This is a genomic window from Streptomyces sp. NBC_01465 (assembly GCF_036227325.1).
GTDB lineage: Bacteria > Actinomycetota > Actinomycetes > Streptomycetales > Streptomycetaceae > Streptomyces.
Genome location: NZ_CP109467.1, coordinates 4465344 through 4478399, shown reverse-complemented (window position 1 = coordinate 4478399; position 13056 = coordinate 4465344). Strand labels below are relative to the sequence as shown.

Here is a 13056-nt window from a genome sequence, read left to right as displayed (position 1 = left end):
ATACGTACGAAGCCGTACGTCCTCGCAGGGACCGAGGAGGAACCGACGTAATGGGCGAGCGAACCGTGCACGAACCGAAGACGACGACCCCGGCAGGGGGAGCGCGATGAGTTCTCTGCTGCTCCTGACCAATGCCCTCCAGCCGTCGACGGAGGTGCTTCCCGCCCTCGGCCTTCTGCTGCACAGCGTGCGGGTGGCCCCCGCCGAAGGCCCCGCTCTCGTCGACACCCCAGGTGCCGACGTCATCCTGATCGACGGCCGCCGCGACCTCCCGCAGGTCCGCAGCCTCTGTCAGCTGCTCCGCTCCACGGGCCCCGGCTGCCCGCTGATCCTCGTCGTCACCGAGGGCGGCCTCGCGGCCGTCACCGCCGACTGGGGCATCGACGACGTCCTGCTGGACACCGCAGGGCCTGCCGAGGTCGAGGCGCGGCTGCGGCTCGCGACCGGCCGGCAGCAGATCACCTCGGACGACTCCCCGATGGAGATCCGCAACGGCGACCTCTCGGTCGACGAGGCGACGTACAGCGCGAAGCTCAAGGGCCGGGTCCTGGACCTGACCTTCAAGGAGTTCGAGCTGCTCAAGTACCTGGCGCAGCACCCGGGCCGGGTCTTCACCCGCGCCCAGCTGCTCCAGGAGGTCTGGGGCTACGACTACTTCGGCGGTACGCGGACGGTCGACGTCCACGTACGGCGGCTGCGCGCCAAGCTCGGCCCCGAGCACGAGTCGCTGATCGGCACGGTGCGCAACGTCGGCTACCGCTTCGTGGCGCCCGAGAAGGTCGAGCGGGCGGCGGACGAGGCCAAGGCGAAGGCGGCCGCGCCCGCGCCCCGTACGGAGGAGCACGCCCCGTTGCCGGCAGCGGCCACAGAGGTCCCACAGGAACCTTCCGTACGACCTGCCAAAAGGTAATTCCATCCGCGTAGACTGCCGCGCGTGGCCAAGGTGACGCGGGACGATGTGGCGCGACTGGCGGGTACTTCCACCGCCGTCGTCAGCTATGTCATCAACAACGGACCGAGGCCGGTCGCCCCGGCCACGCGCGAGCGGGTACTCGCAGCGATCAAGGAGCTCGGGTACCGGCCCGACCGGGTCGCCCAGGCCATGGCCTCGCGGCGGACCGACCTCATAGGCATGATCGTGCCGGACGCGCGGCAGCCGTTCTTCGCGGAGATGACGCACGCCGTCGAACAGGCCGCCGCCGAGCGCGGAAAAATGGTCCTCGTCGGCAACTCGGACTACCGGGACGAGCGCGAGGTCCACTACCTCCGTGCCTTCCTCGGGATGCGGGTCTCCGGGCTGATCCTGGTCTCCATGGGCATGAGCGAGCGCGCCGCCTCGGAGATCGAGGCGTGGGACGCGCGGGTCGTGCTGCTGCACGAGCGCCCCGAGGCGATCGACGACGTCGCGGTCGTCACGGACGACATCGGCGGCGCCCAGCTCGCCACCCGCCACCTGCTCGAACACGGCCATGAGTACGTGGCGTGCCTCGGCGGCATCGAGAACACCCCGTCCGTCGGCGACCCGGTCGCCGACCACGTCGAGGGCTGGCGCCGGGCGATGCAGGAGTCGGGCCGTACGACGGAGGGCCGGCTCTTCGAAGCCCCGTACAACCGCTACGACGCGTACAAGGTGAGCCTGGAGCTCCTGGCGGGCCCGGACCGGCCCCCGGCGATCTTCTGCTCCACGGACGACCAGGCGATCGGCCTGCTGCGGGCCGCGCGCGAGCTGCGCATCGACGTGCCCGGCGAGCTGGCGGTGGCCGGCTTCGACGACGTGAAGGAAGCGGCGCTGACGGACCCGCCGCTGACAACGGTGTCCTCGGACCGGCCGGCGATGGCGCGGGCCGCGGTGGATCTCGTACTGGACGATGCACTGAGGGTGGCCGGGTCGCGTCGGGAGCGGCTGAAGCAGTTCCCCTCGGCACTGGTGATCCGCCGTTCCTGCGGCTGCGGCTGAATCTCCCGGGGGCAACCCCTTCAACTCCGGGCGGCCCGGGCTTTATATCGGGCATACGGGGTTCTGTCGGGCTTCTCAGCGGGCACTCAGGAATCTCTCATGGTGGGTGTCCAAGCTCATATCCATGACCGACAACCGCGAGCAGCAGCCTTACGCCGACGACTCCTGGCAGCGCGCCAAGGACGACTTCCACCAGGATGCGTACGCGGCGGACGCGTACACCGCCCCCCTTCCCCAGGCCGCGCAGGCCCCGCAGACCCAGGCCGCCGGCGGCTACCCGCCGCCGCCCGCCGAGCCGCCCGCCGCGGTCATCGTCGGCGAGTCGTGGCCGGCCCCGATGGCGGTCGAACCCCCCGCCGAGAAGCCCAAGCGCGCCAAGAAGCCCATCGCGCTGCTCGCCGCGGTCGCGGTCATCGCGGCGGTCGTCGGAGGCGGTACGGCGGCCATCGCCGAGAACCTCACCAACGGTTCCTCCAGCTCCTCGACCACGGTCAACGGCACCACGGTCTCCTCCAGCAGCAACGGCACGGTCGCGGGCGTCGCCTCGGCGGTCTCCCCCAGCATCGTGGAGATCAGCGCGACCTCGACGTCGGGTTCGTCCACCGGCTCGGGTGTGGTCATCACCAGCGACGGCGAGATCGTCACCAACAACCACGTCGTCGCCGGGGCCTCGTCGATCAAGGTCACGATGAACGACGGCAAGACGTACACCGCCGATGTCGTGGGCACGGACGCCAAGAAGGACCTGGCGCTCATCAAGCTCCAGAACGCGAGCGGCCTCAAGGCGGCTTCGCTCGGCGACTCCAGCAAGATCGCGGTCGGCGACCAGGTCGTGGCGATCGGCTCGCCCGAGGGGCTGAGCGGGACCGTCACCACGGGCATCGTCTCCGCGCTCAACCGCGATGTGACGGTCTCGACGGACGAAGGCAGCCAGTCGCAGGGCGACGGCAGCGGCGGGAACAGCGGCCAGTGGCCGTTCTCGTACGGCGGCCAGGACTTCAACGGGTCCACCGGCGGCTCCACGACGACGTACAAGGCGATCCAGACGGACGCGTCGCTCAACCCGGGCAACTCCGGTGGCGCCCTGATCAACATGGACGGCCAGATCATCGGCATCAACTCGGCGATGTACTCGGCCAGTTCGGACAGCTCCACCTCCAGCTCCAGCGCGGGCAGCGTCGGCCTCGGCTTCGCGATCCCGATCAACACGGTCAAGGCCGACCTGGACACGCTGCGGGCAGGCGGCGCGGACAGCAACTAAGGAGTCGTCATGACCAGCCTCACCACTCAGCTCAACCGTGCCCGCCACACCCTGGCCGCGATGGTCACCTGGGGCGCGGACGCCACCGAACACCGCACCCGGGTGCGCCGCGCCGAGCACGCATCGACGGTGGCGGCGGGCCCGGCCGACCTGGGCCTGGCGCTCGCGGTCTCAGCCTCGCTGCACGCGCCGTCCGTACGGGCCCCCGAACTGGCCGCCTCCACCACGGCCGCCGCCCGCCACACGCGCCGGACCGCCATGCGTGCGCGCGCCGTGCGAGGCTGAGACCAGCCCCGACCACCTCTCCCACCCCGAGGACCAGGACCCATGAGCCCCGCCGAAGACGGCCGCGAGCCGCAGCGCATCCTCATCGTCGACGACGAGCCCGCAGTACGCGAGGCCCTGCAGCGCAGCCTCGCCTTCGAGGGCTACGCGACGGAGGTCGCGGTCGACGGCCTGGACGCGCTGACCAAGGCGGAGGCGTACAGCCCCGATCTGGTCATCCTGGACATCCAGATGCCCAGGATGGACGGCATGACGGCGGCCCGGCGGCTGCGCGCGTCCGGCTCGACGACACCGATCCTGATGCTGACGGCGCGGGACACGGTGGGCGACCGGGTGACGGGGCTGGATGCGGGGGCCGACGATTACCTGGTCAAGCCCTTCGAGCTCGATGAGTTGTTCGCGCGGGTGCGGGCGCTGCTGCGGAGGTCGTCGTACGCGGCGAACGCGGCCGGCGCGGAAGCCCCGGACGACAATGTGCTGGCCTTCGCGGATCTGCGGATGGACCTGTCGACGCGGGAGGTGCTGCGGGGCGAGCGCAAAGTCGACCTGACGCGCACGGAGTTCACGCTGCTTGAGATGTTCCTTGCGCACCCGAGGCAGGTGCTGACGCGGGAGCAGATCCTGAAGGCGGTGTGGGGGTTCGACTTCGAGCCGAGCTCCAACTCGCTTGATGTGTACGTGATGTACCTGCGGAGGAAGACGGAGGCGGGCGGCGAGGCGCGGCTCGTGCACACGGTGCGGGGCGTGGGGTATGCGCTGCGGTCGACGGGCGGGTCGGAGTGAAGCGCTTGCTCCGCCGCCTGCGAAACCTCCCCATCCGGTCCCGACTGGCGCTGCTGGTAGCCACCGCCGTGGCCATTGCCGTGGCTGCGGTGGCAGTAACGTGCTGGTTCCTGACCAAGGCGCAGCTCAGCCAGCAGCTGGACAACTCGCTGCGGAACTCGCAGCCCAGCGGGAACTACCTGAGCGGAACGCTGTTCAACTGCACCTCCGAATCCAGCACCACCGGGGCGAACCAGCCGCCAGGCGCATTCAACGTCCAGATTGTCCAGCAGGACGGATCGCGCTGTGTCGGGCCCGGATCCGAGGCAGTGAAGGTGCAGCAGTCGGACGTTGACGTCGCCAACGGCGTCACGCACGACTCCTTGCACGACGCAGAGGCGGACAATGGCAGCACCATGCGCGTGTACACCGCCAAAGCCCCGGTGGGGCGTGGCCAGCAGACTGTCACTTACACCCTGTCCCGCTCGCTGAGCGAGATCGACAAGCCTCTCAACACCTTGGCCTGGGTGCTGTTCGGGGTTGGCGGCATCGGTGTGCTCGGAGCAGGACTGGCTGGGCTCTGGGTAGCCCGCACCGGGCTGCGCCCCGTAGACGAACTCACCCAGGCCGTCGAACACGTAGCCCGCACGGAAGACCTCACCATCCAGATCCCCGTAGAGGGCGACGACGAAATCGCCCGTCTCTCCACCTCCTTCAACTCCATGACCGCCGCCCTGGGCGAATCCCGCGACCGCCAGGCCCAGCTCATCGCCGACGCCGGCCACGAGCTCCGCACCCCGCTCACCTCCCTCCGTACGAACATCGAACTCCTCGCCCGCAGCGAGGAGACCGGCCGCGCGATCCCACCCGCCGACCGCAAGGCGCTCATGGCCTCCGTCAAGGCCCAGATGACCGAACTCGCCGCCCTCATCGGCGACTTGCAGGAACTCTCCCGCCCCGACGCGGCCATCGGCGGCCCCCTCCAGGTCGTAGCCCTGCACGACATCACCGCCGCCGCCCTGGAGCGCGCCCGCCTCCGCGGCCCCGAGCTGACGATCACCGAGTCGCTCGCCCCCTGGTACGTACGCGCCGAACCGGCCGCCCTGGAGCGCGCCCTCATCAACGTCCTCGACAACGCCGTGAAGTTCAGCCCGCCCCAAGGAACCGTGGAAGTCACCCTCTCCGACGGCGAGTTGAAGGTCCGCGACCACGGCCCCGGCATCCCGCCCGAGGACCTCCCCCACGTCTTCGAACGCTTCTGGCGCTCCCCCACCGCCCGCTCCCTCCCCGGCTCGGGCCTCGGCCTCTCCATCGTGGCGCGCACGATCCAGCAGTCCGGCGGCGTGATCGCCCTGCACCCTGCACAGGGCGGCGGCACGGAAGCCCGCATCAGCATCCCGGGGGCGCCCACCCCGCCCCCGCAGGAAGCAGCCTGACCAACAAATCTATACAAGCGTATTGCACAGTCGTCCTATACGCGCGTACAGTCATGCCATGACCTCAACGACGCGCAACGAACTGACCCTTGACGGCCGCCGCCTCTCCTACCTCGAGTCCGGCCCGGCCACCGCCCGCCCCCTCCTCGTCCTCCACGGCCACCTCTCCGAAGGCGCCGCCTTCACCGCACTCGCCGCCGAACTGGGCGACGAATGGCGGGTGATCGCCCCCGACCAGCGCGGCCACGGCGACTCCGACCGCGCGTCCGAGTACTCCAGGCAGGGCTACATCGACGACCTGGTCGCGCTCCTCGCGCACCTGAACCTGAAATCAGCAGTCGTACTCGGCCACTCCCTCGGCGGCATCAACGCCTATCAACTCGCCTCCCACCACCCCGACTTGGTCTCGGCGATCATCAACGTCGAGGGACCTCCCGCACTCCCCGAGGGCCCCAGCGGCCTCGCCTTCGTCGCGGGCTTCCCCTACACGGCAGCCACCCGCGAAGAACTGATCGCCGCAACAGGCCCCATCGGCCCGATGATCGCCCCCGCGCTGCGCCCCACCCCCGACGGCGGCTGGCGCCTCCCCTTCCACCCGCAGGACACGATCGACTCCGAGACCCTCGTGCACGGCGACCACTGGGCGGACTGGACGGGCTCCACCTGCCCCGCGCTCTTCATCCACGGCACGAAGAGCCAGGTCTTCACACCCGAACTGGCCAAGGAGACAACAGACCGCCGCCCGAACACCACCATGGTCGAACTCGAAGGCGACCACTTCGCCCACACCCAGGACCCGAAGGGATTCACCACTGCGGTACGGAACTTCCTCGCGACCCTCTGAAACCCCGAAGGGGGCGGCAGGCCACCAGGCCCACCGCCCCCACCCCCGTACAAGCGCCTACTGAATGACCGTGATCCGGTCGGTAGCCGGCGGCGCAATCGGCGCGGACGCCGAGGAGTTGGCCGCCAGGTAGGCGTTGAAGACGTCCAGGTCGGACGCGCCGACCAGCTTGTTCGTCCCCTGACCCAGCGCGGCGAACCCGTCACCGCCACCCGCGAGGAACTCGTTCATCGCGACGCGGTACGTCTTGGCCGGGTCGATCGCGACCCCGTCCAGCTTGATCGAGTCGGTGACGACCCGAGCAGCACCCGCCTTCGTCATGTCGAGCGTGTACGTAAGCCCCTTGGAGCTCTGCAGGATCTTCGGCGAGGCCTCGTTGGACCCGCTGACCTGCTGCTGCAGCGCGCTGACGACCTGCGCACCGGTCAGATCCACCACATTCATCATGTTGGTGAACGGCTGGACGGTGAAGGCCTCCCCGTAGGTCACGACCCCGTCGCCCTCGGTCCCACTCGCCTTGTAGACAAGATCGGACCGGATGCCGCCCGGGTTCATGAAGGCGATCTGCGCGCCACCCTTGTCGGCGGGCGAGAGCCCGGCCAACTGCGCATCGGCAATCAGATCCCCGAGAGGCTTCTCGTACGCCGTGGCCCCGCGCCCGTTGATGTCGGCGGCGATGTACCCCTGCGGCCGATTGGCGATCGGAGCGGCCAACGCACTCCAGCGCGCGATGAGTTGACTGATGTCGGACGCCTTGGCCTGGTCACGGCTGACGATGTGGTTGCCGGAGACCGGCGACTTCACGGCGGTCCGGACGATGTCCTTGGTCCGCCGGTCGTACGTCAGGGTGGTGTCCGTGTAGAGCTTCCCGTACGAAGCGGCCGACGTGACCAGGCGCGGGTTGCCGGCCGGGTCGGGGATGGTGCAGACGTAGGCCTGGTGGGTGTGGCCGGTGACGAGCGCGTCGACCTTCGGCGAGATGCCCTTGGCGATGTCGACGATGGGCCCGGAGATGCCGTCGCCGGCACCCGGCGAGTCGCACCCGTAGTTGTACGAGGAGGAGGCCGGCGACCCGCCCTCATGGATGAGCGCGACGATGGACTTCACGCCCTGCCGATCGAGCTCCTTGGCGTACTTGTTGACGGTCTCGATCTCGTCGTGGAACTTGAGCCCCTTGACGCCATTGGCGGTGACGATGTTGGGAGTCCCCTCCAGCGTCACACCGATGAACCCGATCTTGACGCCGTTCTTCTTCCACACCGTGTACGGCTTGAGGATCGGCTTCCCGGTCTTCTCGCTGGTCACATTGGCCGCGAGGTAGGGGAAGTCGGCGCCCTCGAACTTCTTCCCGGCCTCGTAACAGCCCTCGGTGGGATGACACCCACCGTTCTGCATACGAGCCAACTCGACGGCGCCTTCGTCGAATTCATGGTTGCCGACGGTGGTGACATCAAGCTTGATCTTGTTGAGCGCCTCGATGGTCGGCTCGTCGTGGAAGAGCCCCGAGAGGAGCGGACTAGCCCCGATCATGTCGCCGCCGGCGGCAGTGATCGAGTACGGGTGCCCCTGGCGGGCAGTCCGCAGGGAGGTAGCGAGGTACTCCGCGCCTCCGGCCGGAACGGACTTGGTGGTCCCGTCGGCCTGCGTCTCGGTGACGTTCCCGGCGGAACCGGCCGGCGGCTCCAGGTTCCCGTGCAGGTCGTTGAAGGACAGCAGCTGTACGTCGACGGTGCGCGAGGGCGTGTGCCCATGCCCGTGCCCCCGCCCATCGGCACTCGCGGGCATGGCCGCAACGAGCGCCCCGACGGTGGCGAGCCCTGCGGCAGCGGCGAGAACGCGCCGGGCCGCACGGTTGCTGTGAGGTGTCGCTGACATCTCTCCCCTTGTGATTTCAGCGTGGCCTGTGTGGTGACTGTGACGCGCAGCCTAAGGTCAACGCGCGTAGAGCAACAGGGGGTGACGGGTTACGAGCTGGTTGCCATTGACCGACCCCGGAAGAAGTTACGGACGATCACCCTCACGGATGAGCTTTCATCGCATGAACGTCACTGCACAGACGGTCGACGCAAGCCTGTGCGCATGAGCGACGAGATCACGGCCAACTCTGTTTCCCTGCCCGCGCAGTCCTCCGAACTGCCGTCGGGCTTCTTCGACATGATCGACGACCTGAAGTCGATCGTGCGCGGTGCGCATGTCCGCGCACAGCTCAAGGTCAACACCGAGATGATCCGGATGTACCGGGAGATCGGGCGGACGATCCTCGAGAAGCAGGGAGAAGAGCACTGGGGCAGCAAGGTCATCAACCGCATCGCCACTGAGCTGCGCACCGAGTTCCCCGGCCAGCGAGGATTCAGCCGCAGCAACCTCCACTACATGCAGCAGATGGCTCGAACATGGCCCGAACAGTTTGTCCAACAGCCTGTTGGACAATTGCCGTGGGGCCACATCATCGTCCTCATGGGCCACTGCAAGGCCCAGCCCGAGCGGGACTTCTACGCCGAGCGCGCCGTCCAGCACGGCTGGTCCCGCAACGTGCTGGAGTTCCAGATCCAGAGCCGGCTGCACGAGCGCGAAGGCTCCGCCCTCAGCAACTTCGCCGCCACCGCCCCCGAGGACTCCGACGCGCTCCAGGCCATGGTCAAGAGTCCGTACAACCTGGACTTCACCGGCCTCGACAACCAGGCCCCCGAGCGCAGTCTCGAGGATGCACTCGTCGAACGAGTAGTCCTGTTCCTGACCGAACTCGGCGTCGGCTTCGCCTTTGTCGGGAGGCAGTTCCCGCTCCGCGTGGGCGAGTCCGACTTCCGGCTCGACCTGCTCTTCTACCATTACAAGCTCGATCGCTTCGTGGTCATCGAGCTGAAGACCGGCCGCGCCGAACCCGAGCACTTCGGCAAGCTCAACTTCTATCTGGCTGTGGCGGACGACCTGATCCGGAACCCCGAGCGCCACGGCCCGACCATCGGCCTCCTGGTCGCCGCCAACCATGACCCCGCCGTCGCCGAGTACGCGCTCGCCCGCAGCGGCAGCCCCATGGCCGTGGCGACGTGGACCGGTGTCGACGCCGAGGCACAGAAGGCGCTGCCCAGTGCGGAGGATCTGGCGCGGGTCGCGGACGACGTACTGCGGGCGCAGACGGGCGCTCCCTGACCAAGGCAACAAAAAAGTGGCAGAGGGTGAAACCCACCTCTTGCCACTCTCAAGTTATAGCTGGTGGGGGGCCTTGCCGCAAGGCCCCCCATGTACCGCACAATCTCTGGCCGAGGCCCGTTCCCGCCGGACGGTCTCAGATCGGAGATCACTGCATGGACCCCCTGACCGCCAGCGCATTCGACCTTCCCGACCGCCTCTCCTCCAAGGCCGACCCCACGCTGATCGCCGGAGACGAGAAGCACTTCGCCGCCATCGCGGAGTGCCTCGAGCAGTCGATCGCCGAACTCTCCGAGCGCCTCGACGCCCAGCTCAGGGCGCCCGGCGGCAAGGGCCGGGACGCCATGGACCGGGACGCCGAGGTCTACCGGCTGACCGCCCGCCTCCGCGCCCTGCGCCGCTTCGGGCTCGACCTCTGCCTCGGGCACATGGTCGGTACCGGCGACGACGCCGAGCCCGTCTACATCGGGCGGCTCGGCCTCAAGGACAGCTCCGGGCGCCGGCTGCTCATCGACTGGCGCTCCCCCGCCGCCGAGCCGTTCTTCGGCGCCACCCACGGCAATCCGATGGGGCTGGCCAGCCGTCGCAGGTACCGGTGGACCCGGGGCCGGATCAGCGACTACTGGGACGAGGTGTTCACCGCGGACGCGTTCGCCGGGCATGCCGCGCTCGACGACCAGTCCGCGTTCATCGCCAGTCTCGGCAGCAACCGTTCGACCCGGATGCGCGACGTGCTCGGCACCATCCAGGCCGACCAGGACGCCATCATCCGCGCGGGATCGCGCGGCGCTCTGATCGTCGACGGCGGTCCCGGTACGGGAAAGACCGTCGTCGCCCTGCACCGGTCCGCCTACCTCCTGTACTCGGACCCGCGCCTCGGACACCGGCGCGGCGGCGTCCTGTTCGTCGGTCCGCACCAGCCCTATCTGGGGTACGTCGCCGACGTCCTCCCCAGCCTCGGCGAGGAGGGCGTGCAGACCTGCACCCTGCGCGATCTGGTCACGGAGGGCGCCACCGCCGCCGTCGAGACCGACCCCGAAGTCGCCCGGCTGAAGGCGTCCGCGGACATGGTCGGGGCCGTCGAACCGGCCGTGAAGATGTACGAGGAGGCGCCCACCAAGGGCATGACCGTCACCACCGCCTGGGCCGACATCCGGCTCAGCGCCGACGACTGGGCCGAGGCGTTCGCGGCGGCGGAGACCGGGACTCCGCACAACGAGGCGCGCGAGCTGATCTGGGACGAGCTGGTCGCCATCCTGATGGACAAGTACGACGGCGAGGACGTCTCGCCCGAGCTCTTCCGCAGGTCGCTGCAGCAGGACAGGGAGCTCGTCACCACCTTCTACCGCGCCTGGCCGCTGCTCGAAGCCGCCGATCTCGTAGGCGATCTGTGGACCGTCCCCGCGTACCTGCGGATGTGCGCTCCGTGGCTCGCGCCCGACGACGTAAAGAAGCTGCAGCGCACGGACCCTCAGGCCTGGACGGTCTCCGACCTGCCGATCCTCGACGCCGCGCGCCAGCGGCTCGGCGACCCGGAGGCATCGCGGCGCAAGCGTCGCAACGAGGCCGCCGTCGCCGCCGAGCGTGCGCGCCGGGCCGAGTCCATCGACAGCCTCCTGCAGAACGTCGAGATCGACGAGAGCGAAGGCGCGATGGGGATGCTCCACGGGCGGGACCTGCAGGATTCCTTGATCGACGAGAGCGGTCTTGCCGGCGCCGAACCCGATCTGCTGGCGGGGCCGTTCGCGCATGTGGTGATCGACGAGGCGCAGGAACTGACCGACGCGGAGTGGCAGATGCTGCTGCTGCGCTGCCCGTCGCGGAGCTTCACGATCGTCGGGGACCGCGCCCAGGCCAGGCACGGGTTCACCGAGTCGTGGGAGGAGCGGCTGGAGCGGGTCGGGCTCGACCGGATCAACGTGGCGTCCCTGAACGTCAATTACCGCACCCCGGAAGAGGTCATGAAGGAGGCCGAGCCGGTCATCCGGGCCGTGCTGCCGGACGCCAATGTGCCGAGTTCCATCCGCAGCAGTGGGATCCCTGTGGTGCATGGGGCTGTCGGGGAACTGGAATCGGTTCTCGACGGCTGGCTCTCCGCGCACGGGGAGGGCACCGCCTGTGTCATCGGCGACCCGTCGTTCGAGGCGGCCTCGCGCGTACGGTCGCTGACCCCGGAGCTGTCGAAGGGGCTCGAGTTCGATCTGGTCGTCCTTGTCGATCCGGAGACCTTCGGGGAGGGGATCGAGGGGGCCGTCGACCGCTACGTCGCCATGACCAGGGCGACCCGGCAGCTGGTCGTCCTCACCAGCTCCTGACTCCTGGCAGAGGGCAGCCACGGCCGACGGGCCCGCCGTACGCTCGTACCCATGACGACAGACCCCTCCGCCCGCACCGTCCGCACCCTCGACGCCCTCCTCCCCGACCAGGCCGAAGCCGTGCTCGCGCTGCTCGCCGACGCAGCGCGGGCCGACGGACAGCAGGCCGTGTCCGAGCAGGGGCGGCTCGCCCTGCGCGGGGGGCGGCGGGACGGGATCCGGCATCTGCTGCTGAGCGAGGGCGACGTGCTCGTCGGGTACGCGCAGTTGGAGGAGACCGACCCCGTCGAGGCCCCGGCCGCGGAGCTCGTCATCCACCCCGACTTCCGCGGGCGCGGTCACGGGCGCGCGCTCGGGGCGGCGCTGCTGAACGCTTCGGGGAAGCGGCTGCGGGTGTGGGCGCACGGCGGGCACTCGGCGGCGCGGCATCTCGCGCAGACGCTGGGGCTCTCGCTCTTCCGTGAACTGCGGCAGATGCGGCGGCCGTTGACCCCGCTCGACATTCCCGAGCCGGTGTACCCGGAGGGTGTGCGCGTACGGACGTTCCGGACCGGGGAGGACGACGCGGCCTGGCTCGCGGTCAACGCCGCCGCCTTCGCGCACCACCCGGAGCAGGGGTCGCTCACGCAGCGGGACCTCGACGACCGGAAGGGCGAGGCGTGGTTCGACCCGAAGGGGTTCTTCCTCGCGGAGCGGGAGGCCGACGGGGAGATCGTCGGCTTCCACTGGACCAAGGTGCACTCGGCCGAGCGGCTCGGCGAGGTGTACGTGGTGGGGATCCGCCCGGACGCGCAGGGCGGCGGCCTCGGCAAGGCGCTGACCGCGACCGGGCTGCGGCATCTCGCGGCCGAGGGGCTGCCGACCGCGATGCTGTACGTCGACGCGGACAACACGGCGGCGGTCACGGTCTACGAACGGCTCGGTTTCACCACGCACGAGGTGGACCTGATGTACCGAACCGAGTCATAACGGTCACACCAAGGGCACCCGAGGGGCGACGAGCTTGACGTCGCCCCTTCCTTACGCCACCCTTTCACTACTCAATT

Annotated in this window: 11 protein-coding genes; 10 read left to right on the top strand and 1 reads right to left on the bottom strand. The window is 69.3% G+C overall.

Annotated elements, in window-relative coordinates; all coding sequences use genetic code 11:
- Nucleotides 1–106: 106 nt before the first annotated feature.
- From OG707_RS21080 to OG707_RS21050, 7 genes are all read left to right on the top strand, one after another.
- Nucleotides 107–910, top strand: coding sequence for a response regulator transcription factor (locus OG707_RS21080; RefSeq protein WP_329120542.1), 804 nt, complete (start codon nucleotides 107–109; stop codon nucleotides 908–910).
- A 24-nt stretch (nucleotides 911–934) separates the two neighbouring features.
- Nucleotides 935–1957: a LacI family DNA-binding transcriptional regulator gene (locus OG707_RS21075; protein WP_329120540.1), complete on the top strand. Its 1023-nt coding sequence runs from the start codon at nucleotides 935–937 to the stop codon at nucleotides 1955–1957.
- Between the two features lie 124 nt (nucleotides 1958–2081).
- The gene (locus OG707_RS21070; RefSeq protein ID WP_329120538.1) at nucleotides 2082–3218 is read left to right on the top strand and encodes a S1C family serine protease; all 1137 of its coding nucleotides are present in this window, start codon (nucleotides 2082–2084) and stop codon (nucleotides 3216–3218) included.
- Nucleotides 3219–3227: 9 nt separating this feature from the next.
- A complete protein-coding gene (locus tag OG707_RS21065) occupies nucleotides 3228–3503 on the top strand; it encodes a hypothetical protein (protein WP_329120536.1) in 276 nt (91 codons plus the stop codon).
- A gap of 42 nt (nucleotides 3504–3545) precedes the next feature.
- A complete protein-coding gene (locus OG707_RS21060) occupies nucleotides 3546–4286 on the top strand; it encodes a response regulator transcription factor (protein WP_329120534.1) in 741 nt (246 codons plus the stop codon).
- Nucleotides 4283–5701, top strand: coding sequence for a sensor histidine kinase (locus tag OG707_RS21055; protein WP_329120531.1), 1419 nt, complete (start codon nucleotides 4283–4285; stop codon nucleotides 5699–5701). Before OG707_RS21060 ends, OG707_RS21055 begins: the two co-directional genes overlap by 4 nt.
- Nucleotides 5702–5759: 58 nt before the next feature.
- On the top strand, nucleotides 5760–6545 hold the full coding sequence (locus OG707_RS21050) for an alpha/beta fold hydrolase (protein ID WP_329120530.1): 786 nt from the start codon (nucleotides 5760–5762) through the stop codon (nucleotides 6543–6545).
- Between the two features lie 57 nt (nucleotides 6546–6602).
- Here OG707_RS21050 and OG707_RS21045 read toward each other — a convergent pair whose 3' ends face one another.
- The gene (locus OG707_RS21045) at nucleotides 6603–8420 is read right to left on the bottom strand and encodes a bifunctional metallophosphatase/5'-nucleotidase (RefSeq protein WP_329120528.1); all 1818 of its coding nucleotides are present in this window, start codon (nucleotides 8418–8420) and stop codon (nucleotides 6603–6605) included.
- A 204-nt stretch (nucleotides 8421–8624) separates the two neighbouring features.
- Between OG707_RS21045 and OG707_RS21040 the strand changes: the two genes are divergently transcribed.
- From OG707_RS21040 to mshD, 3 genes are all read left to right on the top strand, one after another.
- The gene (locus tag OG707_RS21040) at nucleotides 8625–9695 is read left to right on the top strand and encodes a PDDEXK nuclease domain-containing protein (RefSeq protein WP_329120525.1); all 1071 of its coding nucleotides are present in this window, start codon (nucleotides 8625–8627) and stop codon (nucleotides 9693–9695) included.
- Nucleotides 9696–9850: 155 nt separating this feature from the next.
- A complete protein-coding gene (gene helR / locus OG707_RS21035) occupies nucleotides 9851–12010 on the top strand; it encodes an RNA polymerase recycling motor ATPase HelR (protein ID WP_329120523.1) in 2160 nt (719 codons plus the stop codon).
- Nucleotides 12011–12061: 51 nt separating this feature from the next.
- Complete coding sequence (gene mshD, locus OG707_RS21030; RefSeq protein WP_329120521.1) at nucleotides 12062–12979, top strand: mycothiol synthase; 918 nt, start codon at nucleotides 12062–12064, stop codon at nucleotides 12977–12979.
- Nucleotides 12980–13056 lie beyond the last annotated feature (77 nt).

Excerpts from the sequence above, each read along its gene's own strand:
- OG707_RS21080 (WP_329120542.1), top strand. The coding sequence starts at position 107 with ATGAGTTCTCTGCTGCTCCTGACCAATGCCCTCCAGCCGTCGACGGAG.
- OG707_RS21070 (WP_329120538.1), top strand. The coding sequence starts at position 2,082 with ATGACCGACAACCGCGAGCAGCAGCCTTACGCCGACGACTCCTGGCAG.
- OG707_RS21065 (WP_329120536.1), top strand. The coding sequence starts at position 3,228 with ATGACCAGCCTCACCACTCAGCTCAACCGTGCCCGCCACACCCTGGCC.
- OG707_RS21060 (WP_329120534.1), top strand. The coding sequence starts at position 3,546 with ATGAGCCCCGCCGAAGACGGCCGCGAGCCGCAGCGCATCCTCATCGTC.
- OG707_RS21050 (WP_329120530.1), top strand. The coding sequence starts at position 5,760 with ATGACCTCAACGACGCGCAACGAACTGACCCTTGACGGCCGCCGCCTC.
- OG707_RS21045 (WP_329120528.1), bottom strand. The coding sequence starts at position 8,420 with ATGTCAGCGACACCTCACAGCAACCGTGCGGCCCGGCGCGTTCTCGCC.
- OG707_RS21040 (WP_329120525.1), top strand. The coding sequence starts at position 8,625 with ATGAGCGACGAGATCACGGCCAACTCTGTTTCCCTGCCCGCGCAGTCC.
- helR (WP_329120523.1), top strand. The coding sequence starts at position 9,851 with ATGGACCCCCTGACCGCCAGCGCATTCGACCTTCCCGACCGCCTCTCC.
- mshD (WP_329120521.1), top strand. The coding sequence starts at position 12,062 with ATGACGACAGACCCCTCCGCCCGCACCGTCCGCACCCTCGACGCCCTC.